This window comes from Enterobacter cloacae complex sp. ECL411, assembly GCF_021869665.1.
Classification (GTDB): Bacteria; Pseudomonadota; Gammaproteobacteria; order Enterobacterales; family Enterobacteriaceae; genus Enterobacter; species Enterobacter intestinihominis.
The window spans coordinates 4,067,509-4,090,177 of the sequence record NZ_CP091486.1; the positions used below are offsets into that span (position 1 = coordinate 4,067,509).

The 22,669-nt window shown below is 58.8% G+C and carries 18 protein-coding genes; 9 read left to right on the forward strand and 9 right to left on the reverse strand.

Annotated features, from left to right (window positions below; genetic code table 11):
- Positions 1–156: 156 nt before the first annotated feature.
- From lsrG to lsrA, 6 genes are read right to left on the reverse strand one after another with little or no spacing between them, the layout of a single operon-like run.
- The gene (lsrG, locus tag L3069_RS19495; protein ID WP_022649458.1) at positions 157–450 is read right to left on the reverse strand and encodes a (4S)-4-hydroxy-5-phosphonooxypentane-2,3-dione isomerase; all 294 of its coding nucleotides are present in this window, start codon (positions 448–450) and stop codon (positions 157–159) included.
- The gene (gene lsrF / locus L3069_RS19500; RefSeq protein WP_022649459.1) at positions 447–1,334 is read right to left on the reverse strand and encodes a 3-hydroxy-5-phosphonooxypentane-2,4-dione thiolase; all 888 of its coding nucleotides are present in this window, start codon (positions 1,332–1,334) and stop codon (positions 447–449) included. The genes lsrG and lsrF overlap by 4 nt, the downstream gene beginning before the upstream one ends.
- A gap of 11 nt (positions 1,335–1,345) precedes the next feature.
- The gene (lsrB, locus tag L3069_RS19505) at positions 1,346–2,347 is read right to left on the reverse strand and encodes an autoinducer 2 ABC transporter substrate-binding protein LsrB (RefSeq protein ID WP_032626349.1); all 1,002 of its coding nucleotides are present in this window, start codon (positions 2,345–2,347) and stop codon (positions 1,346–1,348) included.
- A gap of 1 nt (position 2,348) precedes the next feature.
- Positions 2,349–3,326 carry an autoinducer 2 ABC transporter permease LsrD gene (gene lsrD / locus L3069_RS19510; RefSeq protein ID WP_038416762.1) on the reverse strand — a complete coding sequence of 326 codons (978 nt, stop codon included), beginning with the start codon at positions 3,324–3,326 and terminating at the stop codon, positions 2,349–2,351.
- On the reverse strand, positions 3,327–4,358 hold the full coding sequence (lsrC, locus tag L3069_RS19515) for an autoinducer 2 ABC transporter permease LsrC (protein WP_038416763.1): 1,032 nt from the start codon (positions 4,356–4,358) through the stop codon (positions 3,327–3,329).
- On the reverse strand, positions 4,355–5,842 hold the full coding sequence (gene lsrA / locus L3069_RS19520; protein ID WP_038416764.1) for an autoinducer 2 ABC transporter ATP-binding protein LsrA: 1,488 nt from the start codon (positions 5,840–5,842) through the stop codon (positions 4,355–4,357). Before lsrA ends, lsrC begins: the two co-directional genes overlap by 4 nt.
- Positions 5,843–6,057: 215 nt before the next feature.
- Here lsrA and lsrR point away from each other — a divergent pair, with 215 nt between their 5' ends.
- The 3 genes from lsrR to L3069_RS19535 all read left to right on the forward strand — a co-directional run bounded on the left by lsrR (position 6,058) and on the right by L3069_RS19535 (position 10,868).
- On the forward strand, positions 6,058–7,029 hold the full coding sequence (gene lsrR / locus L3069_RS19525) for a transcriptional regulator LsrR (protein WP_022649464.1): 972 nt from the start codon (positions 6,058–6,060) through the stop codon (positions 7,027–7,029).
- A gap of 33 nt (positions 7,030–7,062) precedes the next feature.
- Positions 7,063–8,649 carry an autoinducer-2 kinase gene (gene lsrK / locus L3069_RS19530; RefSeq protein ID WP_063135866.1) on the forward strand — a complete coding sequence of 529 codons (1,587 nt, stop codon included), beginning with the start codon at positions 7,063–7,065 and terminating at the stop codon, positions 8,647–8,649.
- A gap of 197 nt (positions 8,650–8,846) precedes the next feature.
- Positions 8,847–10,868 carry an NADPH-dependent 2,4-dienoyl-CoA reductase gene (locus L3069_RS19535; RefSeq protein ID WP_038416766.1) on the forward strand — a complete coding sequence of 674 codons (2,022 nt, stop codon included), beginning with the start codon at positions 8,847–8,849 and terminating at the stop codon, positions 10,866–10,868.
- Positions 10,869–11,000: 132 nt separating this feature from the next.
- Here the strand turns inward: L3069_RS19535 and rlmG are convergent, their stop codons facing one another.
- On the reverse strand, positions 11,001–12,137 hold the full coding sequence (gene rlmG, locus L3069_RS19540; RefSeq protein ID WP_038416767.1) for a 23S rRNA (guanine(1835)-N(2))-methyltransferase RlmG: 1,137 nt from the start codon (positions 12,135–12,137) through the stop codon (positions 11,001–11,003).
- Between the two features lie 83 nt (positions 12,138–12,220).
- On the opposite strand from rlmG, the gene L3069_RS19545 reads away from it, so the two are divergent.
- The 4 genes from L3069_RS19545 to sstT all read left to right on the forward strand — a co-directional run bounded on the left by L3069_RS19545 (position 12,221) and on the right by sstT (position 16,528).
- Positions 12,221–12,724, forward strand: a complete 504-nt coding sequence (locus tag L3069_RS19545; protein WP_023298690.1) for a M48 family metallopeptidase — start codon at positions 12,221–12,223, stop codon at positions 12,722–12,724.
- Between the two features lie 70 nt (positions 12,725–12,794).
- Positions 12,795–13,793, forward strand: coding sequence for a Gfo/Idh/MocA family protein (locus L3069_RS19550; protein ID WP_022649469.1), 999 nt, complete (start codon positions 12,795–12,797; stop codon positions 13,791–13,793).
- Between the two features lie 252 nt (positions 13,794–14,045).
- On the forward strand, positions 14,046–15,011 hold the full coding sequence (locus tag L3069_RS19555) for a TerC family protein (RefSeq protein WP_022649470.1): 966 nt from the start codon (positions 14,046–14,048) through the stop codon (positions 15,009–15,011).
- 275 nt (positions 15,012–15,286) lie between these two features.
- Complete coding sequence (gene sstT, locus L3069_RS19560) at positions 15,287–16,528, forward strand: serine/threonine transporter SstT (RefSeq protein ID WP_023298692.1); 1,242 nt, start codon at positions 15,287–15,289, stop codon at positions 16,526–16,528.
- A gap of 139 nt (positions 16,529–16,667) precedes the next feature.
- Here the strand turns inward: sstT and L3069_RS19565 are convergent, their stop codons facing one another.
- Together L3069_RS19565 and uxaC are read right to left on the reverse strand one after the other, a co-directional pair.
- A complete protein-coding gene (locus L3069_RS19565; protein ID WP_038416768.1) occupies positions 16,668–18,155 on the reverse strand; it encodes a UxaA family hydrolase in 1,488 nt (495 codons plus the stop codon).
- A gap of 17 nt (positions 18,156–18,172) precedes the next feature.
- The gene (gene uxaC, locus L3069_RS19570) at positions 18,173–19,585 is read right to left on the reverse strand and encodes a glucuronate isomerase (protein ID WP_038416769.1); all 1,413 of its coding nucleotides are present in this window, start codon (positions 19,583–19,585) and stop codon (positions 18,173–18,175) included.
- 475 nt (positions 19,586–20,060) lie between these two features.
- On the opposite strand from uxaC, the gene L3069_RS19575 reads away from it, so the two are divergent.
- Together L3069_RS19575 and exuR are read left to right on the forward strand one after the other, a co-directional pair.
- The gene (locus L3069_RS19575) at positions 20,061–21,359 is read left to right on the forward strand and encodes an MFS transporter (RefSeq protein ID WP_022649474.1); all 1,299 of its coding nucleotides are present in this window, start codon (positions 20,061–20,063) and stop codon (positions 21,357–21,359) included.
- 196 nt (positions 21,360–21,555) lie between these two features.
- The gene (gene exuR / locus L3069_RS19580) at positions 21,556–22,332 is read left to right on the forward strand and encodes a transcriptional regulator ExuR (RefSeq protein WP_023298695.1); all 777 of its coding nucleotides are present in this window, start codon (positions 21,556–21,558) and stop codon (positions 22,330–22,332) included.
- The last annotated feature ends 337 nt before the right edge of the window (positions 22,333–22,669 follow it).

The window sequence follows — 22,669 nt, forward strand, 5'->3', positions numbered from 1 at the left end:
CAACCCCCCCGTACCCGTAGACCCGGTAAGTGCAGCGCCACCGGGCAAACACCGCACCATCCTCCCGTAGGCCCGGTAAGCGTTAGCGCCACCGGGCAAACACCGCCCCCTCTCGCCCCCGTAGGCCCGGTAAGCGCAGCGCCACCGGGCAAAACGCTACTCCGGCAACAACCCCACAAAGCAGCGTTTTTTGCGCGGCTCTGACATCAACTCTTCGAGCTTGTCCACGCACGCCAGATAGTGTGGCGTTTGCTTATGCGCCAACACCGCCTCTTCGTCTTTATAGGCCTCATAGATAAAGAACCGGGTTTTCACCCTCGGGTCCTGCAAGACGTCAAAGCGCAGGTTTCCCGGCTCCTGGATCGCCCCCTCGTGGTTGGCGCGAAATACCTCCAGAAACTCATCCACCCGCTCGGGTTTGATGTTGATTTCCACCAGCGTCACGTTCATTTTGCTTCTCCCTGTTTCTCTTCCTGCCAGAACTGGAACGCCTCCCGGGCGCTCATGTTCTCGTGAACCACTTTCTTCACCGCCTTCAGCATGGCGAGCGGCGCGCTGGACTGGAAGATGTTGCGCCCCATATCCACGCCGGACGCGCCCTGGTCAATCGCCCGCCAGCACATCTCAAGCGCCTCATGCTCCGGCAGCTTTTTGCCGCCCGCGATAACAATCGGCACCGGACAGCTGGCGGTCACTTTTTCAAAGCCCTCGTCCACGTAGTAGGTTTTGACGAACTGGGCCCCCATTTCGGCAGCGATGCGGCTGGCGAGCGAGAAATAGCGCGCGTCGCGCGCCATCTCTTTACCCACGCCCGTCACCGCCAGCGTCGGCATGCCGTAACGTGCCCCCGCATCCACCAGCTTGATGATGTTGTTGATCGACTGATGTTCAAACGGGCTTCCGATATAGACCTGCGCCGCCACCGCGCAGACGTTCAGGCGCAGCGCGTCTTCCATCGCCACCGCCACGCACTCGTTAGACAGCTCGCCCAGAATCGAGTTACCGCCGGAGGCGCGCAGCACCACCGGTTTGTTCGTCGCGGCAGGTACCTGGCTCCTGAGGATGCCGCGGGTACACATCAGCACGTCGGTTTCGCCAAACAGCGGCGCGATGGAGAGATCGATACGCTCAAGGCCGGTGGTCGGTCCCTGAAAGTAACCGTGGTCAAAGGCCAGCATCACCGTGCGGTTGCTCTGCGGGTTGAAGATGCGCGAAAGCCTCGACTGCATGCCCCAGTCGAGCGAACCGCAGCCCTTCAGGGTGTACGGCACATTCTGCTGCGGCGTACCGATGCCAAAATCCTTGCCGTCTTTGATGTCGTCTAAATCAGCCATTTGCTCCCCCGTCAGAAATCGTATTTGCTGATGTTCTCTTTGGTGAACACCACCCGCTCCGGCAGCAGCACGATGCCGTTGCCCTTCGCCTCATACTGGTAGCCCTGCACGCTGTTCGGCTCGACCTTCAGCGTCCCGATATCTTTCACCTCCACGCTGTCGCCAGGGTTAAGATCGCCCTTTTTCAGCAAACGATCGGCGACATTGACCGCAATTTTGCCCTGCTGCACCACGTCCCACAGGCCGAAGGCTTTCACTGTGCCGCGCTCAACGTACGGACGCATCACGTTTGGCGTGCTGAAGCCGACAATCGCCACCCCTTCCCGCTTCAGGTTTTCCGCCGCCTGTGCCGCCGCCGGCAGGGCGTTGGCGTCCGGGGCGATGATCGCATCCAGATCCGGATAGGCTTTTAAGATCCCCTCGGCGGTTTGCAGGGATTTAGTGGCGTCGTTATAGCCAAACTGCGTGGTGACGACCTGCCACTGGGGATGGTCTTTCTCGATTTTGGCCTTCGCCTCTTTCACCCACTGGTTCTGGTCGGTGACGGTGGGGCTGGAGTAGAAGAACGCCACTTTCGCGTTCGGTTTGGTGACCTGCTTGCCTGCCATCTCCACCAGCAGGCCGCCCAGCTGTTCCGGCGTGCCCTGGTTGATGTAAATGCTGCGGCACTCCGGTTTGGTGTCGGAATCCCAGGTCAGGACCTTCACGCCGCGCTGCATCGCGCGCTTCAGCGCCGGGCAGAGACCGTCCGGCGACACGGCAGAGACGATGATGGCGTTATAGCCCTGGTTGACGAAGTTATTGATCAACTGCACCTGGCCGGAGACGCTCGGCTCGGTCGGGCCGTCGTAAGTCACGTCCACGCCAAGTTCTTTCCCCGCCTCTTTCGCGCCGTTGCCGCCGCTGGTGAAGAATCCCACACCCACCAGTTTTGGGATAAAGGCAATGCGGTCCGCCGCCTGCGCCGAAGCGAAGCTGAGGGCCATTGCCAGGACGAGCAGTTTTGTTTTCATCTTACGCTCCGGATAGTTTTCTGAAGAGAGAACGCACCCATTCACGGTGCAGACTCAGCGAACGCCCCATCACCACCACAACCAGCAGCGCCCCTGACAGCGCGCTCGACACCTGGTTGGGGATACCAACCATCTGTAAACCCTGTTGCAGGTACCCCACCAGCAGCGCCGCCAGCGCCGTACCGACAACCGAACCTGAGCCGCCGTAGATATTCGCTCCGCCGAGCACGGCGGCGGTGAGCGCAGGCATCAGTAAATCGCGCCCCAGATCCGAACGCGCGGAGCCGAAATAGGAGACCATCACCAGCGCGGCAACCGCCGAGGCCACGCCCACCAGGCCGTACAGCGCATACGGCATACCGTTCACCGACAGCGCCGCATAGCGCGCCGCGCGCGGATTCTGGCCAATTAAAAACAGATGCCGACCAAAGCGCCCGCGATGGGTAATCAGCCAGAAGAAAGCGGTAATCACCGCGAACAGCACCAGCGGGATCGGCAGGCCCAACACCGTCAGGTTAGCGAACGCCGTGAAGCTGTCCGGGAAGCCGCCGATCCCCTCGTAGCCCGTCGCACCCGCTATGCCGGAGAGCAGCAGCGCCCCGCCGCCGTAGAGGTAGAGCGTGCCGAGAGTGATCACTAAAGGGCTGATGCCGGTGTAGTGGATCAGCGCCGCATTCAACAGTCCGCACAGCAGGCCGAGCAGCAGCGTCAGCGGGATGGCGACCGCCATCGGCCACCCTGCCTGCATCATCACCCCCAGCGCGATAGCGCACAGGCCGATGGTTGAGCCGAGGGAGATGTCGATCCCGCCGCTGATAATCACCAGCGTGAGCGGTAGCGCCACGATACCAATGCAGATAAAGTCGCTGGTGCTGAACAGCAGCATATTGATGTCGAGCATGCGCGGGTTGATGGCGCCGAAGAGCAGGATCTCCAGCACCAGTAAAATCAGCAGCGCGCTTTCCCAGTTAAGCCTCATTTATGCCACCTCTTTGTTGCGTTTGGGAAACGGGGTGACGTGCTTTCCCCCTCTGTTACCCGGCTGGAAACGGCTGTATTTCAGCGCCCGCTGATGCCGTGAGAGCGCCTGACGCAGCCGCCCGTCGAGCACCAGCACGCCCAGCAGCACCAGCCCGGCGATAAAGTCATTCCACCAGGCCGGCAGCCTGAACAGCACCAGCACGGTGTCGATTTGGGTGAGGAAGAACGCGCCGAGGAGGGCGCCGATCAGCGTGCCGGTGCCGCCCAGCAGCGAGATGCCGCCGAGCACGCAGGCGGCGATGGCCTTCATCTCCAGCCCGCTGCCGGTCTGGTTGGGCACAAAGCCAATCTGCGCGGCAAAGACGATCCCGGCGCAGGCCGCGAGTATGCCGTTGAGGGTAAAGGCGATCATGCGGGTGCGGTTCACCGCCACGCCCAGCTGACGTGCGGCGGCGAGGTTATCCCCCACGGCGTAGAAATCACGGCCAAAGGCGGTGCGCGACAGTATCCACGCGCCTGTGACCACGATTATCAACACCACAATGCCGAGCGGCGAAATGCCGACGGCGGCAGGCTCAGAGAGGGATTTCAGCCCCGGCGGCAGCCCTTCAATCCACTTCCCGCCGGTCCAGAGCAGCATCGCTCCGCGATACAGCCCCAGCGTGCCGAGGGTGGCGACAATCGCTGGAATGCGCAGCCCCACCACCAGAAAACCGTTGAACGCCCCCGCCAGCGCGCCAATCGTCAGCGCGAAGAGAATGGAAACGGGCAGACTGTAGCCGCTGTTGAGCGCCACGCCGACGGCAATGGCGGACAGCCCGACGGTGGAGCCGACGGAGACGTCGATATTACGGGTCAGCATCACCAGCGCCGCGCCGATGGCCAGCAAAATCAGGATCTGCGAACTGGCGAAGATCATCCCCAGGGTTTGTAAGCTAAGGTAGGACGGGTTCAGCGCCACCAGCACGGCGAACAGGGCCAGAATGGCGAGAAACGCGCTCAGCTCGCGGTTTTTCAGTAAGATCTTCATGATTGCCCTCCAAACGCCAGCGCCATCATCCGGTCGAGACTGACGGCCTGGCGCGGCAGTTCGCCGCTGAGCACGCCCTGATGCATTACCAGCACCCGATCCGCGAGGCCGGGAAATTCATCGAGATCGCTTGAGATCATCAGCACTGCCACGTTCTGCGCCGCCACGCTTTTCAGCAGCTGGTAGATATCGGCGCGCGCCGATACGTCCACGCCGCGCGTCGGTTCATCGACGATCAGCAATAAAGGATTAGCCTCCAGGCAGCGCGCCAGCAGCACCTTCTGCTGATTACCACCGGAGAGCGTGCGCACGGTTTGATCCGCATGGTTGAGCTTGATCCCCAGCGCCCGGTGGTAACGCTCCACTACCGCAGACTCCCGCTTTCGCTGCTGCCAGAGCGACGGCTCGTTCAGCGTCACGGTGTTCCAGCGGACAGGCGCGTCGAGAAACAGGCCGGACACCTGCCTGTCTTCCGGCAGATAAACCAGCCCTTTTTTCAGACGGGAACTGACCGGATCGGCGGTGATCTCCTGGTTCTCCAGCCACACCCGCCCGCCGCGTACCGGACGCAGGCCGTAAAGCGTTTCGGCAAACTCGGTACGCCCGGACCCCACCAGCCCGGCCAGACCGACAATCTCCCCGGCATAAATCTCAAGGCTGAGATCGATAAACCCTTCCCCGGTGAGATCCTCCACCCGCAGCACCGGGAAATCCTGCGCCTGGGTTCGGCGGTTGCCCGGCAGCGCCAGCCACAGCTTTTGCGTATCGCTTAGCGACTTTTCCCGGCTGACCGGCGTCATGGCGGCGATCAGGGCGTTATCGTCAAACTGCGCGGTTTCGCCGCTCAGCACCACCGCGCCGTCGCGCATCACCGAGACGTGGCTCGAAATCATGCGAATTTCCGGCAGCTTGTGCGAGATAAAAACAATGCCAACGCCGAGATCCTGCAGCGCGCGGATCTGGCGAAACAGGCGTTCGGTCTCGCCCGGCGTGAGCGATGCCGTGGGCTCGTCGAGGATCAGAATTCTGGCGTTGCGCATCAGCCCGCGAAGGATCTCCACCATCTGCTGATCCGCGACTTCCAGAGTGCTGGCAGCGGCATCGAGATTAAGCTGACATTGCAGCTGCTGGAGTTTCTCCGCCAGCCGCTTTTCCCGATCTCGTTCGCGCGGCAGACGAAACAGGATGTTTTCCCGCACCGTCAGGTTGGGGAAAAGCAGCGGCTCCTGTGGCACCAGATAAATGCCTAACCGGTGCGCCTGCGACGGGGTAAGCCGTGCAAAAGACTCGCCCGCAACCGAAAGCTCACCGCGATCCGGCGTTTCAACCCCGGCGATGATTTTCATCAACGTCGATTTTCCCGCGCCGTTACCGCCCATCAGCGCATGCACCTGCCCAGCAAGCAGCGTGAAATCAATGCCTTTTAACACAGGCACGCCAGAGAACTGTTTGCAGATGTCACGTGCCTCGAGAAGTGGTGTCATCATCGCTCCGCTATTGAACAAATGATTTTTAGATTTAATAATGTTCAAAAGCGTAGACGGTGAACTATATTTACAACCGTGCAGGGATCACAGTTTTATCGATTGAGATTCAGATAAACCGGAAAGGATCGAAAAGATCCGTTTTGTCGCGTGGCTCACATTTTCACGCCGCACCATCACGAACATATGATCTAAATTTTTATAAGAGTTCAACTATGAGCGATAAACGCACTGCGGAAGAAGGACGGTTTGCCGGGCTGGCACTGGCGGAAGAGGAGCTGGTGGCGCGCGTGGCCTGGTGCTACTACCACGACGGGCTGACTCAGAACGACATCGGCGAGCGGCTCGGGCTGCCGCGCCTGAAGATCTCCCGCCTGCTGGAGAAAGGCCGTCAGTCCGGGGTGATCCGCGTGCAGATAAACTCCCGCTACGAGGGCTGCCTGGCGCTGGAAACCGAGTTGCAACAACGATTTGGCCTGAAGCTGGTGCGCGTGATGCCCGCCCTGAATACGCCGCCGATGAACGTGCGGTTAGGCATTGGCGCGGCCCAGTCGCTGATGGGCGTGCTGGAGCCCGGCCAGCTGTTAGCGGTGGGCTTCGGTGAAACCACCATGAGCAGCCTGCAACACCTGAGCGGCTTTATCAGCTCACAGCAGATCCGCCTGGTGACGCTCTCCGGCGGCGTGGGGCCGTATATGACCGGTATCGGCCAGCTGGATGCGGCCTGTAGCGTCAGCATGATCCCTGCCCCGCTTCGCGTGTCATCCGCTGAAGTCGCCGGGATCTTAAAGCGCGAAACCAGCGTGCGGGACGTGATCCTCGCCGCCACCGCCGCTGACGTGGCGGTGGTCGGCATTGGCTCGGTGAACCAGCGCCGTGACGCGACGATACTGCGCTCCGGCTATATCAGCGAAGGTGAACAGTTGATGTACGCCCGCAAGGGCGCGGTCGGCGATATCCTTGGCTATTTCCTCAATGCCGAAGGGGAATGCGTCGAGGAGCTGGAGATCCACAAAGAACTACTGGGCGTCACGCTCGATGAACTGGCACAGCTGCCCACCATCGTAGGCGTGGCCGGGGGGGAAGAGAAAGCCGATGCGATTTATGCCGCACTGAAGGGCCGTCGTATTAATGGCCTGGTGACGGAAGAGACGACAGCCCGCGCGGTGCTGGCTCTGGCCATTTAAGAGCCCTCCCTGCGCTAACAATGAGGCATGCTCATGAGTTACCTTTTAGCGTTAGATGCAGGGACAGGCAGCGTTCGCGCCGTTATTTTCGATTTGCAGGGCAACCAGATTGCCGTTGGCCAGGCCGAGTGGAAACACCTGAGCGTCGAGAACGTGCCGGGCTCGATGGAGTTCGACCTCGACACCAACTGGCAGCTGGCCTGCCGGTGTATTCATCAGGCGCTGGAGCGCGCGCGCCTGAGCGCGGCGGATATTCAGTCCGTCGCCTGCTGTTCGATGCGCGAAGGGATTGTGCTGTACGACCGCAACGGCGAGGCTATCTGGGCCTGCGCCAACGTCGACGCCCGCGCCAGCCGAGAGGTAGCTGAACTCAAAGAGATCCACGACTACCGGTTTGAATCCGAAGTGTATGACGTTTCCGGCCAGACGCTTGCCCTCAGCGCCATGCCGCGCCTGCTGTGGCTGGCGCACCATCGTCCGGATATTTATCGTAAAGCCGCCACCATCACCATGATCAGCGACTGGCTGGCGGCGAAGCTCTCCGGCGAGCTGGCGGTGGACCCGTCCAATGCGGGCACGACGGGCATGCTGGATCTCTTCTCCCGCGACTGGCGTCCGGCGCTGCTCGACATGGCCGGGCTGCGCGCCGATATCCTCTCCCCGGTAAAAGAGACCGGCACCGTGCTGGGGGCCATCACCAAAGCAGCCGCACAACAGAGCGGCCTGCGCGAGGGCACCCCGGTGGTGATGGGCGGCGGCGACGTGCAACTGGGCTGTCTGGGGCTGGGCGTGGTGCGCGCCGGACAAACGGCGGTGCTGGGCGGCACCTTCTGGCAACAGGTGGTGAACCTGCCGCAGGTGCGCACCGACCCTGAGATGAACATCCGCGTAAACCCGCACGTTATCCCCGGCATGGCGCAGGCAGAGTCGATCAGCTTCTTTACCGGGCTGACCATGCGCTGGTTCCGCGACGCCTTCTGCGCCGAAGAGAAGCTGATTGCCGAACGCATGGGAATGGACCCCTACTCCCTGCTCGAAGAGATGGCGAGCCGCGTCCCGCCGGGCTCCCACGGGGTGATGCCGATCTTCTCCGACGCGATGCATTTCAAACAGTGGTACCACGCCGCGCCGTCGTTTATTAACCTCTCCATTGACCCGGAAAAGTGCAACAAAGCGACGCTGTTCCGCGCGCTGGAAGAGAACGCGGCGATCGTCTCGGCCTGCAACCTGGCGCAGATTTCGCGCTTCTCCGGCGTGACGTTTGAGAGCCTGGTGTTTGCGGGCGGCGGCGCAAAGGGCGCCCTGTGGAGCCAGATTTTAAGCGACGTCACCGGCCTGCCGGTGCGCGTGCCAGAAGTCAAAGAGGCAACGGCGCTCGGCTGCGCCATTGCCGCAGGAGCTGGCGCGGGGCTGTTCGCGGATATGGCCTCGACGGGCGAGCGGCTGGTGAAGTGGAGCCGCGAGTTCACGCCAAACCCGGCGCACCGCGAGCTGTACGACGGCATGATGCAGAAATGGCAGGCGGTGTACGCGGACCAGCTCGGGCTGGTGGACAGCGGGCTGACAACCTCGATGTGGCAGGCGCCGGGCCTGATGCGCGACACACGCCCCTCACACTAACCCTCTCCCCAGAGGGGAGAGGGGACTGCTCCGTGCGGCCTTTCACCCTCTCCCCTCTGGGGAGAGGGCCGGGGTGAGGGGTGAAGTTCTTTGAGATCTATCACAATCATTCGATCCCGCTTTTACCTTTCTGCCGCCGCTGGCTAAATTAGTAACTCATCCGACCACATAACAATAATTTTACACTGGAAGAGACTATGAGCCGCTACCCGTCGTTATTCGCCCCTCTCGATCTGGGGTTCACTACCCTCAAAAACCGCGTGTTAATGGGCTCAATGCACACCGGGCTGGAGGAGCGTCCGGACGGGGCTGAACGTCTGGCAGCCTTCTATGCCGAGCGCGCGCGCCACGGGGTGGCGCTGATTGTCACTGGCGGCGTAGCCCCTGCCCCTTCCGGGGTGACGATGGAGGGCGGCGCGGTGTTGAACGATGCGACACAGCTGCCGCACCACCGCATGGTGACCGACGCGGTTCACAACGAGGGCGGCAAAATCGCCCTGCAAATTCTGCATACCGGGCGCTACAGCTATCAGCCGAACCTGGTTGCCCCCTCTGCTATTCAGGCACCGATTAACCGCTTTACTCCCCATGCCCTCAGCCATGACGAGATCCTGGCGCTGATAGATGACTTTGCTCGCTGCGCCGCGCTGGCGCGGGAAGCGGGCTATGACGGCGTGGAGGTGATGGGCTCCGAGGGCTATCTGATCAACGAATTCCTCGCCGCACGCACCAACCAGCGCGACGACGAATGGGGTGGTGACTATGCCCGCCGCATGCGTTTTGCCGTGGAGGTGGTGCGCGCGGTGCGTGAACGTGCCGGTGCGGATTTTATTATCATCTTCCGCCTGTCGATGCTCGACCTGGTGGAAGGCGGCGGCACCTTCGACGAAACCGTACAGCTGGCGCAGGCGATTGAAGCCGCCGGTGCCACCATTATCAACACCGGGATTGGCTGGCACGAAGCGCGCATCCCCACCATCGCCACGCCGGTGCCGCGTGCGGTGTTCAGCTGGGTAACGCGCAAGCTGAAAGGCAAAGTCTCCGTTCCGCTGGTGACCACTAACCGCATTAACGATCCGCAGGTGGCGGACGATGTGATCTCCCGCGGCGACGCCGATATGGTGTCGATGGCGCGTCCGTTCCTCGCGGATGCCGAACTGCTCTCCAAAGCGCAAAGCGGCCGTGCGGATGAGATCAACACCTGTATCGGCTGTAACCAGGCGTGTCTGGATCAGATCTTCGTCGGCAAGGTCACCTCCTGCCTGGTGAATCCCCGCGCCTGCCATGAAACCAAAATGCCGATCGTTCCTGCGACCAACAAGAAGCGTCTGGCCGTGGTGGGCGCAGGACCCGCTGGCCTGGCGTTTGCGGTCAATGCCGCCTCGCGTGGGCACAGCGTGACGCTGTTTGATGCGCTGGCGGAAATCGGCGGGCAGTTTACTATCGCCAGACAGATCCCCGGCAAAGAGGAGTTCTATGAAACGCTGCGCTATTACCGCCGGATGATCGAGGTGACGGGCGTCGATCTGCGGCTCAATCAGGTTGTCAGCGCGGCGGATCTGATCGGTTTCGACGAGGTGATCCTCGCGAGTGGGATCGCCCCGCGCACCCCTGCGATCGAAGGCATCGATCATCCGAAGGTATTGAGCTATCTGGACGTGCTGCGCGACAAAGCGCCGGTTGGCGAGAAGGTGGCGATCATCGGCTGCGGCGGGATCGGTTTTGATACCGCGATGTATTTAAGCCAGCCGGGCGAAGCCACCAGCCAGAACATCGCTGAGTTCTGCGTGGAATGGGGCATTGATACCAGTCTCAGTCAGTCCGGTGGTTTACGCCCGGAAGGTCCGCAACTGCCGAAAAGCCCGCGTCAGATCGTGATGCTCCAGCGTAAAGCCAGCAAGCCGGGTGAAGGGCTGGGGAAAACCACAGGCTGGATCCACCGCGCCACCCTGCTCTCGCGCGGGGTAAAGATGATCCCGGGGGTGAACTACCAGAAGATCGACGACGACGGGCTACACGTTCTGATCGGCGGTGAGCCGCAGCTGCTGGACGTGGATCATGTGATTTTGTGCGCCGGGCAGGAGCCGAAGCGCGATCTGGCCAATCCGCTGCGTGAGGCAGGGAAAACGGTACATTTGATTGGCGGGTGCGACGTGGCGATGGAGCTGGATGCGCGGCGCGCGATTGCGCAGGGGACAAAACTGGCGCTGAGTATTTAACGGCATCGCCCGGTGGCGCTTCGCTTACCGGGCCTACGGGTCCGAGGCCATTGTAGGCCCGGTAAGCGAAGCGCCACCGGGCATTTGAAACCGTAGGCCTGTACAAGCGAAGCGCCGCCAGGCAAAGCGATCTTATCGACGACGCCCCAGCTTCACCGACTTCAGCACCACAAACTTGTTGTTTGTCGCAATGGTGACGCAGTTACCGAAAATCTTCTTCAGCTTGTGGAAGTAGTCCAGATGGCGGTTCGCCACGATGTACAGCTCGCCGTTGATTTTCAGGCAGCGGCGCGCGTGGTGGAACATCTCCCACGCGACGTTATCCGTCAGGGCGTGCTTCTGGTGGAACGGAGGATTGCAAAACACCGCGTTGAAGCGGAAAGGCTCTACGCCGGACAGTGCGTTATTGATCATAAACTCGCAGCGATCCAGCGCCTCCGGCAGATTGGTTTGCACGTTCAGACGGCTTGAAGCCACCGCCATTGGCGATTCGTCGCTGAACACCACGCTGGCCTCCGGGTTCTTCGCCAGCAGCGTCAGGCCAATCACGCCGTTACCGCAGCCGAGATCGACAATCTCCCCTTCCAGGTTTTCCGGCAGATGTTCCATAAAGAAGCGTGCGCCGATATCCAGACCGGTACGGGAGAAGACGTTCGCGTGGTTGTGGATGGTCCAGTCGGTGCCTTCCAGCTTCCAGCTCAGCGTCTCCGGCGCGTCGGCCAGCGCCGGTGCGCTGAAGGTACAGTTGATCAGGCGCGCTTTTTTCCAGGCAAGCGTCGTAGTGGTCGGGCCGAGCACTTTCTCGAACAGTTCCAGCGTCGAAGTGTGAATATCACGCGCCTTGGCGCCCGCGATGATGCGCGTTTCTGGCGTCACGACTTTACGCAGCGCGCGCAGTTGCTGCTCCAGCAGCGCCATGGTTTTGGGCACTTTAATCAGCACCACCCCTGGCGCCTGCGGGTAGCCCGCGGTGCTGTCGAGGAACTTCACGCTGGATTCGTCGATATCGTTGTGGCGCAGGTTTTCACGCGTCGCCAGCTCGCTTAAGTAAGAATCGCCGATACTGTAAGGCGCATGTTCCGCCAGCGCACAGCCCAGCGCGCCAAACGCGTCATTCAGGATCAGAACCGGGCCGCGGATTTCAGTCTCATCCAACTGCTGCAGCAGATATTCATCCGCCGCTTCCCACGCCTGAAGCGGGTTCACGTCGTCCGTTTCCGGGAAACGTTTAAGGTTGAGTGAACGGAAACCGTTGTCTAAGTGGCTCATCGGCCCTCCTGAATGGTAAAATTTGGCGTATCCCTGAAAAGGGTGCGTGAGTATACCCGTTTTCACACTATTTTGGGGTTTTGATGAACCAGCTGACTTATCTCCAGGGCTACCCGGAGCAATTACTATCCCAGGTTCGCGACCTGATCGCCGCGGGAAAGCTCGGCGCGGTGCTGGAAAAACGCTACCCGGGCACGCATGATTTCGCGACTGACAAAGCCCTCTGGCAGTATACGCAGGATCTGAAAAGCCAGTATCTGAAGAGCGCCCCGCCGATCAACAAGGTGATGTACGACAACAAGATCCACGTGCTGAAAAACGCGCTCGGCCTGCATACCGCCATCTCCCGCGTGCAGGGCGGCAAGCTGAAGGCTAAGGCGGAGATCCGCGTCGCGACCGTCTTTCGCAATGCGCCGGAAGCCTTTCTGCGGATGATCGTGGTGCACGAGCTGGCGCACCTGAAAGAGAAAGATCACGACAAAGCGTTCTATTCCCTGTGCTGCCATATGGAGCCGCAGTACCACCAGCTGGAGTTTGATACCCGTTTGTGGCTGACGCATTTATCGTTAAAGAGTAATGCGCAGTAGCGCACGCGAAATGTCATGAGGACGTGCTACAGTGGCTTTAGGTTCCCTGCTACGGAGTACGTAAACGTTTATGATACGTTTCGCAGTCATCGGTACGAACTGGATCACTCGCCAGTTCGTCGACGCCGCCCACGAAACCGGCAAATATAAGCTCACCGCAGTCTATTCCCGCAGCCTTGAGCAGGCGCAAAGTTTTGCGAATGACTACCTGGTTGAACATCTGTTCACCTCGCTCGATGAGATGGCGCAAAGCGACGCCATTGACGCGGTCTATATCGCCAGCCCGAATGCTCTGCACTTCCCGCAAACGAAGCTGTTCCTCAGCCATAAAAAGCATGTGATCTGCGAGAAGCCGCTGGCGTCGAATATCCACGAAGTGGAAGCCGCCATTGCGCTTGCCCGCGAAAACCAGGTGGTGCTGTTTGAAGCGTTCAAAACCGCCAGCCTGCCCAACTTCCTGCTGTTGCAGCAGTCCCTGCCGAAAATTGGCAAAGTGCGTAAAGCCTTTATCAACTACTGCCAGTATTCCTCGCGCTACCAGCGCTATCTGGACGGCGAAAACCCGAACACCTTTAACCCGGCCTTCTCGAATGGCTCGATTATGGATATCGGTTTTTACTGCCTGGCCTCTGCGGTTGCGCTGTGGGGGGAACCACACGGCGTGACGGCCACCGCCAGCCTGCTGGAGAGCGGCGTGGATGCACACGGCGTTGTGGTGCTGGACTACGGCGATTTCAGCGTGACGTTGCAGCACTCGAAGGTCAGCGACTCCGTGCTGCCAAGCGAAATTCAGGGCGAAGACGGCTCGCTGGTGATCGAAAAAATCTCCGAATGCCAGAAGCTCAGCATCGTTCCGCGCGGCGGAAAAGCGCAGGAGCTGACGCAGCCTCAGCATATTAACACTATGCTTTATGAGGCAGAGGTCTTCGCCCGTCTGGTAGAAGACAACGAAGTTAACCACCCGGGACTGGCGATCAGCCGCACCACGGCGAAGCTGCAAACGGAGATCCGCCGACAGACCGGCGTAATCTTCCCCGCAGACGGCGTGAATGTGGAAGCCGTCGCGTAAAGCTGTGTAATGAAATCGTGCAGACCATTGACGAAATCAATGGTCTGACATAATTTGTTACCTGCAAAGGGGAGTAACTTCTTCGCCGGTGGATCGTCATTACGATGCGTGCAAAACCGCATCCGGTCGCCGGGCAACCTTCGTGGTTGTAAGTGAGACCTTGCCGGAAGGCGAGGTCTATGCATAAAAAGCTAACGGCTATCGTCTTCTGACCATAGCCGTTTTTGTTTTTTTATGTGTAAGGAAAATAGTATGCATTCTGTCGGCACTCCAATGCTGTGGGGCGGATTCGCGGTTGTCGTGCTCATCATGCTGGCGATCGACCTCTTTTTGCAGGGTCGTCGCGGCGAACACGGCATGAGCGTTAAGCAAGCCGCCGTCTGGTCACTGGTATGGGTTACCCTCTCACTTCTTTTCTGCGCCGCCTTCTGGTGGTATCTGGCCTCAACCGAAGGTCGCGCGGTGGCCGATCCTCAGGCACTCGCCTTCCTCACCGGCTATCTGATTGAAAAAGCGCTGGCGGTTGATAACGTCTTCGTCTGGCTGATGCTGTTCAGTTACTTCGCCGTGCCTGCGGCCCTGCAACGCCGCGTGCTGGTATACGGCGTGCTAGGCGCCATCATCCTGCGTACCATCATGATCTTCGCCGGTAGCTGGCTGATTACCCAGTTCGAATGGCTGCTGTACGTGTTTGGTGCGTTCCTGCTGTTCACCGGGGTCAAAATGGCGCTGGCGAAAGAAGACGATACCGGTATCGGTGATAAGCCGCTGGTGAAGTGGATCCGGGGTCATCTGCGCATGACGGACAAGATCGAGAGCGAGCATTTCTTCGTGCGTAAGAACGGCCTGCTGTTCGCCACCCCGCTGCTGCTGGTGCTGATTCTGGTCGAGCTGAGCGACGTGATTTTCGCGGTGGACAGTATCCCGGCTATCTTCGCGGTCACTACCGACCCGTTCATCGTCCTGACCTCGAACCTGTTCGCCATCCTCGGCCTGCGTGCGATGTACTTCCTGCTGGCGGGCGCGGCAGAGCGCTTCTCAATGCTGAAGTACGGTCTGTCGGTGATTCTGGTCTTTATCGGTATCAAGATGCTGATTGTTGATTTCTACCATATCCCGATCGCCATTTCGCTCGGCGTGGTGTTTGGCATTCTGCTGGTGACGCTGATTATCAATACCTGGGTTAACCGCCAGCACGATAAGAAGCAGCAGGCTTAGTGCAACGTTCGGTGCGGGCTGATGCCCTCACCCCACCCCTCTCCCACGGGGAGAGGGGGAAATGCAATGCAGGCCGGGTAAGCGCAGCGCCACCCGGCACTTTCGTTAACCAATAGTTAAAAAACATGACGCAACACGTAAAATCCAGCATTTTACGCTTCCGCCTTTCGCTGCTTTCCCTGATACTCAACCAGGCAAACAAATACTTACATCCGGATACAAATGTGACTTAGAGCACATCCAGGATGGAACGCAATTTCACTCAGGAATAACGTATGAGCACACAATCTAAGGGCCTGCTTGCGCGCCTGGCGCAGGGCAGTCTTGTAAAACAAATTCTGGTCGGGTTGGTACTGGGTATTCTGCTGGCGATGGTGTCAAAACCTGCCGCGGAAGCGACGGGACTGCTCGGCACCCTTTTCGTTGGCGCACTGAAGGCCGTCGCCCCGGTACTGGTGCTGATGCTGGTGATGGCGTCGATTGCCAACCACCAGCACGGACAAAAAACCAACATTCGCCCTATTCTGTTCCTGTATCTGCTGGGAACCTTCTCTGCTGCCTTAACGGCCGTTGTGTTTAGCTTCCTGTTCCCGTCCACGCTGCACCTGACCAGCGCGGCCGGTGATATCACCCCGCCGTCCGGGATTGTGGAAGTCCTTCGCGGCCTGCTGATGAGCATGGTCTCTAACCCCATCACCGCACTGATGAACGGAAACTACATTGGCATCCTGGTCTGGGCGATTGGTCTGGGCTTCGCGCTGCGTCATGGCAACGAGACCACGAAAAACCTGGTTAACGATTTGTCCAATGCAGTGACCTTCATGGTGAAGCTGGTGATTCGCTTTGCACCAGTCGGTATCTTTGGTCTGGTTTCTTCGACGCTGGCCACCACCGGTTTCGACGCACTGTGGGGCTACGCGCAGCTGCTGGTCGTCCTGGTCGGCTGTATGCTGCTGGTGGCGCTGGTGATCAACCCGCTGCTGGTGTTCTGGCAGATCCGCCGCAACCCGTATCCGCTGGTGCTGACCTGCCTGCGCGAGAGCGGCGTGTATGCCTTCTTCACCCGCAGCTCAGCGGCGAACATACCGGTGAACATGGCGCTGGCGGAGAAGCTGAACCTGGACCGCGATACCTATTCGGTGTCGATTCCCCTGGGTGCAACCGTGAACATGGCCGGTGCGGCGATTACCATCACCGTGCTGACGCTGGCGGCGGTGCATACGCTGGGTATTCCGGTAGATCTGCCAACCGCGCTGCTGCTGAGCGTCGTTGCATCACTGTGTGCCTGTGGCGCATCCGGCGTGGCGGGCGGCTCTCTGCTGCTGATCCCGCTGGCCTGTAACATGTTCGGTATTCCGAACGAGATTGCCATGCAGGTTGTCGCGGTCGGTTTCATTATCGGCGTATTGCAGGATTCCTGCGAAACCGCGCTGAACTCCTCTACCGACGTGCTGTTTACCGCCGCAGCCTGTCAGGCGGAAGATGCGCGTTTAGCGAAGAACGCCCTGCGCAGTTAAAAAGAAAAGCCCGGTGGCGGCTACGCCTTACCGGGCCTACAAGGTAAATGCAAAACGGCAACATGTGTTGCCGTTTTTAGTGTTTGCACCCTCTCGCTGTGGGAGAGGGCCGGGGTGAGGGCACCAGCCCGCACCCGACTTATAGCGTCACACCACTCTTAAAGATCGCCAGCTCGCGGAAGTCGTTCTTCTCGTTGCAGGTCTGCCTGCCGCTGGCAAATTCCACAATCGTGTCCACGAATTCGCTCAGCAGCTGCGGCATCGCTTTGCCGTGGATCAGTTGGCCCGCATCAAAGTCGATCCAGTGCTTTTTCTTCGCCGCCAGTTCGCTGTTAGTGGCGATTTTCACCGTCGGCACAAACCCGCCGTACGGCGTACCGCGACCGGTACTGAACAGCACCATATGACAGCCCGCTCCCGCCAGCGCGCTGGTGGCGACCGCATCGTTGCCCGGTGCGCTGAGCAGGTTCAGGCCGTGCGTTTTCAGCCGCTCACCGTAGCGCAGCACGTCCACCACCTGGCTGGCGCCCGCTTTTTGAGTGCAGCCCAGGGATTTCTCTTCAAGCGTGGTGATCCCGCCCGCTTTGTTACCCGGCGAGGGGTTCTCGTATATCGGCTGGTTATGGGCGATGAAGTACTGTTTGAAGTCGTTGACCATGGTGACGGTCTTCTCAAAGGTCTCTTCGTCGCGGCAGTGGCTCATCAGAATGCGCTCTGCGCCGAACATCTCCGGCACTTCGGTCAGCACCGTAGTGCCGCCGTTGGCAATCACGTAATCCGAGAAGCGACCCAGCATTGGGTTAGCGGTAATGCCGGAAAGGCCATCAGATCCGCCGCACTCCAGGCCAAACTTCAGTTCGCTCAGCTTGCCCGGCTCGCGCTTGTCGTGACGCATCACCTCGTACAGCTGATGCAGCTGTTCAACGCCCGCTTCCACTTCGTCGTCCTGGTGCTGACACACCATAAAGTGCACGCGCTCAGGGTCAAATTCGCCCAGCGTGTCGCGGAAGGCGTCGACCTGATTGTTCTCGCAGCCGAGGCCGATCACCAGCACCGCGCCCGCGTTCGGGTGGCGCACCATGTTTTGCAGCATGGTGCGGGTATTGATGTGGTCGTCGCCCAGCTGGGAACAACCGTAGGTGTGGCTGAACAGATACACGCCGTCGGTGCCTTCAGCATCATTAGTCTCTTTCAGGAAACGCGTCTGAATTTGACGCGCGATCCCGTTCACGCAGCCGACAGTCGGGAGGATCCACAGCTCATTGCGGATCCCCACCTCGCCGCTGGCGCGGCGGTAGATCTGTACCTCACGATCGGCCGCCTGTCCTTCTTCTGGCTGGAAGTCAGGTTGATAGCTGTACTCGTCCAGATCGCTGAGATTGGTGCGGGTATTGTGGGAATGAATGTATTCACCCGGCGCAATATCCGCCAGCGCATGACCGATGGGCAAACCGTACTTCACCACGTTCTCCCCTTTCGCGATGGGGATCAGGGCAAACTTATGTCCACGTCCAATGGCCTGGCGTAACGTCACCGACTGGTTGTCGAAGGTCACTTCCGTCCCTTCGGCTAAATCGGCCAGCGCGACGGCAACGTTATCCAGCGAATGGATTTTGATGTATTGCATATCAACCTCAAACGGCCTTAGTTCAGTTCAATGGCGAAGTAGTCACGCGCATTGTTAAAGCAGATGTTTCTCACCATTTCGCCCAGCAGCTGGATATCAGCTGGCGCTTCACCCGCGTGCACCCAGCGGCCAATCATCTGGCACAGAATGCGGCGGAAATATTCATGGCGGGTATAGGAGAGGAAACTGCGGCTGTCGGTCAGCATGCCAACGAAGCGGCTCAACAGGCCGAGCTGCGCCAGCTGCGTCATCTGACGCTCCATGCCGTCTTTTTGATCGTTAAACCACCAGCCGGAACCGAACTGCATCTTGCCCGGCATCCCTTCGCCCTGGAAGTTGCCGATCATGGTGCCCAGTACTTCGTTATCGCGCGGGTTCAGGCAGTAGAGAATGGTTTTTGGCAGCAGGTTTTGCTCGTTCTGTTTGCTCAGCAGTTTTGACAGCTCTTCCGCCAGAGGGCGGTCGTTGATGGAGTCGAAGCCCACGTCCGCGCCCAGCAGTTTAAACTGACGCTGGTTGTTATTACGCAGCGCGCCGATATGGTACTGCTGAACCCAGCCGCGACGGGCATATTCCGCACCGAGGAACACCAGCACCGCGGTTTTGAACTGGGCGACTTCATGCTCGTTCAGGGCTTCGCCGGAGAGACGACGCGCCAGGATGCTGTCCAGCTCGGCTTCGCTGGAATCCGCGAACAGCACCACGTCCAGCGCGTGGTCAGACACTTTACAGCCGTGTGCGGCAAAGTGATCCAGACGTTTGGTCAGCGCGGATTGCAGATCGGCGAAACGACGGATATCGGTATCCGATACTTCCGCCAGCTTCGTCATGTAGTCATTAAAGGTCGGCAGCTCAATGTTGAAGGCTTTATCCGGACGCCAGCTTGGCAGCACTTTGATGTCAAAGGTGCTGTCCTTCGCGACAACCGCGTGGTGCTCCAGGGAGTCGATCGGATCGTCGGTTGTGCCCACCATCTTCACGTTCATCTGGTGCATGATGCCGCGCGCCGAGAAGCTATCCTGCCCCAGCAATTCGTTGCACTGATCCCAGATTTCATCCGCCGTGGCGGGAGAGAGCAGCTTGCCGGTGATACCAAAAGGACGACGCAGTTCGAGGTGCGTCCAGTGGTATAACGGGTTACCGATGGTGTGGGGAACGGTAGCGGCCCAGGCGTCAAACTTCTCGCGATCGGTCGCGTCGCCGGTACACAGGCGCTCGGCCACGCCGTTGGTGCGCATCGCGCGCCACTTATAGTGGTCACCCTTCAGCCAGATATCATACAGGTTTTTGAAACGGTAATTTTCGGCAACCTGTTGCGGCGGTAAATGGCAGTGGTAGTCGAAAATCGGCTGATCTTTTGCGTAGTCGTGGTACAGGCGGCGAGCAAATTCGGTATCTAACAGGAAATCTTCGGTCATAAACGGTGTCATTATCGTCTTCCTCATTACGGGAGCGTCAGAAAGCTTATGTTCAGATGCTGCAAAGTTATCACACCAATTCCCAGAGTCCGACGTTTTTTTCGTGAGTTAGATCAATAAACGTCGACAAATAAATTACCCTCAAAGGGGTAAACCTTCTTGCAGGCCGCGCCAGATCTGGCTTTGCGCACGCCGCATAATATCCCTACAAAGATTCACTCTTTTGTGATGTCACTCACCTTTTAAAGTTGTATGACAAGTTATCTTTTCGCCGTCGCAAACTATAAGCCGACGGAATGCATTACCGGTGTTTGTTACATCGGATTTAACGGTACGGAAGCCGACTTAGCACGATGACTTATGGCAAGGTTCGGGCCGTTCCGGGACAGGTTCCCGGTTACGCCCCTCCCGTTACAGAACAGCTCCCGGCAACGGTTGAGTTGTTGCCGTGTCCCGACACGGAAATAACATAACGATGAGGTTTTACATGCGTAAAATTAAAGGGTTACGTTGGTACATGATCGCACTGGTGACGCTCGGCACCGTGCTGGGCTACCTGACACGTAACACCGTGGCAGCAGCGGCGCCAACGTTGATGGAAGAGTTACATATCTCCACACAACAATACTCTTACATCATTGCGGCGTATTCTGCCGCTTACACCGTAATGCAGCCTGTTGCAGGTTATGTTCTTGATATTCTGGGTACAAAAATTGGTTATGCCTTCTTCGCTGTAGCATGGGCCGTCTTCTGCGGGGCGACGGCGCTGGCTGGCAGCTGGGGCGGGCTGGCGCTGGCGCGTGGTGCGGTAGGTGCTGCCGAAGCGGCGATGATCCCTGCGGGTCTGAAAGCCAGCTCTGAATGGTTCCCGGCAAAAGAACGTTCAATCGCTGTCGGTTACTTCAACGTGGGTTCCTCCATCGGGGCGATGATTGCTCCGCCACTGGTGGTGTGGGCGATTGTGATGCACAGCTGGCAAATGGCGTTCATCATCTCCGGTGTGCTGAGTTTTGCCTGGGCCATGGCGTGGCTGATCTTCTATAAACACCCGCGCGACCAGAAAAAGCTGTCTACCGAAGAACGTGACTACATTATCAATGGTCAGGAATCTCATCATCAGACCGACAACGGCAAGAAAATGTCCGTCTGGCAGATCCTGGGTACCCGTCAGTTCTGGGGTATCGCCCTGCCACGCTTCCTGGCGGAACCGGCCTGGGGTACGTTCAACGCCTGGATCCCGCTGTTCATGTTCAAAGTCTACGGCTTTAACCTGAAAGAGATCGCGATGTTCGCCTGGATGCCAATGCTGTTTGCAGACCTGGGCTGTATCGTCGGCGGCTACCTGCCACCGCTGTTCCAGCGCTGGTTTGGCGTGAACCTGATTGTGTCCCGTAAGATGGTGGTCACCATGGGCGCCCTGCTGATGATTGGCCCTGGCATGATTGGCCTGTTCACCAGTCCTTACGTGGCTATCGCCCTGCTGTGTATCGGGGGCTTTGCTCACCAGTCTCTGTCTGGCGCGCTGATTACGCTCTCGTCCGACGTGTTTGGTCGTAACGAAGTTGCCACCGCCAACGGTCTGACCGGGATGGCCGCCTGGACCGCAAGTACCCTGTTTGCGCTGGTGGTCGGCGCGCTGGCAGACACCATCGGTTTCAGCCCGCTGTTCGCGGTACTGGCCATCTTCGACCTGCTGGGTGCAGTGGTTATCTGGACGGTGCTGAAGAGTAAATCCGCCGAGGAACTGGCGAAAGAGTCCCTTGGGGGACCGGCGACGCAGAGTTAGCTTGTTGTGCCGGGTGGCGGCTTCGCCTTACCCGGCCTACAACACCCGATAAAACCGTAGGCCGGGTAAGCGTAGCGCCACCCGGCAAAAACGTCGCAAAAGCCGCCTCCGGGCGGCTTTTTTAATGGCGAAATCTGGAGAGTGGCAAGCAAAAGTGGTATAACAAATCATTCGCCGTACCCTGCCTGGAGCGCATATGGAAATCACCGAATCACGTCGTTTATATCAACAACTTGCCGCCGAGCTGAAAGATCGCATCGAGCAAGGGGTCTATCTTGTCGGTGATAAACTTCCCGCTGAGCGTTTTATTGCGGATGAAAAAAGCGTCAGCCGTACGGTGGTCCGCGAAGCCATCATCATGCTGGAAGTTGAAGGGTATGTTGAGGTACGCAAAGGTTCCGGTATTCACGTGATTTCCAGCCAGGCGAAACACTCCCCCACGCCGGACGAAAGTCTGGAATTTGCCAGCTACGGTCCGTTTGAGCTTCTCCAGGCTCGCCAGCTGATTGAAAGCAATATCGCAGAATTCGCAGCGACGCAGGTCACCAAGCAGGACATCATGAAGCTGATGGAAATCCAGGATCATGCGCGTAAAGAAAAATGTTTCCGCGATTCCGAATGGGACCTGCAATTCCACGTCCAGGTCGCCCTTGCGACTCAAAACACAGCGCTGGCGGCAATCGTTGAAAAAATGTGGACTCAGCGCGTTCACAACCCGTACTGGAAGAAACTGCACGATCACATTGATTCCCGCACGGTAGACAACTGGTGTGACGACCACGACCAGATTCTTAAGGCCCTGATTCGTAAAGATCCGCATGCGGCGAAACTGGCAATGTGGCAGCATCTGGAGAACACTAAACAGATGCTTTTTAATGAAACGAGTGATGACTTTGAATTTAACGCTGACCGCTATCTTTTTGCTGATAATCCGGTGGTTCACCTCGATACCGCGACCAATGTCGCAAAATAACCTCCTGAACTGCTGGCAGGCGCACCGCCGCGCCTTCCGGCCAGACAGGGTAAGAAAAGCTCTATAGTGTCAGCCTTTGTAAAATCTCTCGCTCCCCTCCGTGGCTTACGCCAAAATCGTGTTTCCCCTCAAATTCTGTGACGCAGAACGTCGGGCTTTGTTACAATTGGATTCACTTCGTTATTTTGTAAGTTAGTGCTTGCTAACCAGCCAATTAACAGGGAACAGTGTTGGCCACACATCATTGTGTCCGCGAGCGACCATAATGAAATCATAACAATGTCGCCGTGCTGTTTTCCCGAATGACAGGCGTGACGTTAACCGATTTCCAGGAACA

Excerpts from the sequence above, each read along its gene's own strand:
- lsrG (WP_022649458.1), bottom strand. The coding sequence starts at position 450 with ATGAACGTGACGCTGGTGGAAATCAACATCAAACCCGAGCGGGTGGAT.
- lsrR (WP_022649464.1), top strand. The coding sequence starts at position 6,058 with ATGAGCGATAAACGCACTGCGGAAGAAGGACGGTTTGCCGGGCTGGCA.
- exuR (WP_023298695.1), top strand. The coding sequence starts at position 21,556 with ATGGAAATCACCGAATCACGTCGTTTATATCAACAACTTGCCGCCGAG.
- lsrD (WP_038416762.1), bottom strand. The coding sequence starts at position 3,326 with ATGAGGCTTAACTGGGAAAGCGCGCTGCTGATTTTACTGGTGCTGGAG.
- uxaC (WP_038416769.1), bottom strand. The coding sequence starts at position 19,585 with ATGACACCGTTTATGACCGAAGATTTCCTGTTAGATACCGAATTTGCT.
- sstT (WP_023298692.1), top strand. The coding sequence starts at position 15,287 with ATGAGCACACAATCTAAGGGCCTGCTTGCGCGCCTGGCGCAGGGCAGT.
- lsrC (WP_038416763.1), bottom strand. The coding sequence starts at position 4,358 with ATGAAGATCTTACTGAAAAACCGCGAGCTGAGCGCGTTTCTCGCCATT.
- L3069_RS19565 (WP_038416768.1), bottom strand. The coding sequence starts at position 18,155 with ATGCAATACATCAAAATCCATTCGCTGGATAACGTTGCCGTCGCGCTG.
- rlmG (WP_038416767.1), bottom strand. The coding sequence starts at position 12,137 with ATGAGCCACTTAGACAACGGTTTCCGTTCACTCAACCTTAAACGTTTC.
- lsrK (WP_063135866.1), top strand. The coding sequence starts at position 7,063 with ATGAGTTACCTTTTAGCGTTAGATGCAGGGACAGGCAGCGTTCGCGCC.
- L3069_RS19535 (WP_038416766.1), top strand. The coding sequence starts at position 8,847 with ATGAGCCGCTACCCGTCGTTATTCGCCCCTCTCGATCTGGGGTTCACT.
- L3069_RS19575 (WP_022649474.1), top strand. The coding sequence starts at position 20,061 with ATGCGTAAAATTAAAGGGTTACGTTGGTACATGATCGCACTGGTGACG.
- lsrA (WP_038416764.1), bottom strand. The coding sequence starts at position 5,842 with ATGACACCACTTCTCGAGGCACGTGACATCTGCAAACAGTTCTCTGGC.
- lsrB (WP_032626349.1), bottom strand. The coding sequence starts at position 2,347 with ATGAAAACAAAACTGCTCGTCCTGGCAATGGCCCTCAGCTTCGCTTCG.
- L3069_RS19555 (WP_022649470.1), top strand. The coding sequence starts at position 14,046 with ATGCATTCTGTCGGCACTCCAATGCTGTGGGGCGGATTCGCGGTTGTC.
- lsrF (WP_022649459.1), bottom strand. The coding sequence starts at position 1,334 with ATGGCTGATTTAGACGACATCAAAGACGGCAAGGATTTTGGCATCGGT.
- L3069_RS19550 (WP_022649469.1), top strand. The coding sequence starts at position 12,795 with ATGATACGTTTCGCAGTCATCGGTACGAACTGGATCACTCGCCAGTTC.
- L3069_RS19545 (WP_023298690.1), top strand. The coding sequence starts at position 12,221 with ATGAACCAGCTGACTTATCTCCAGGGCTACCCGGAGCAATTACTATCC.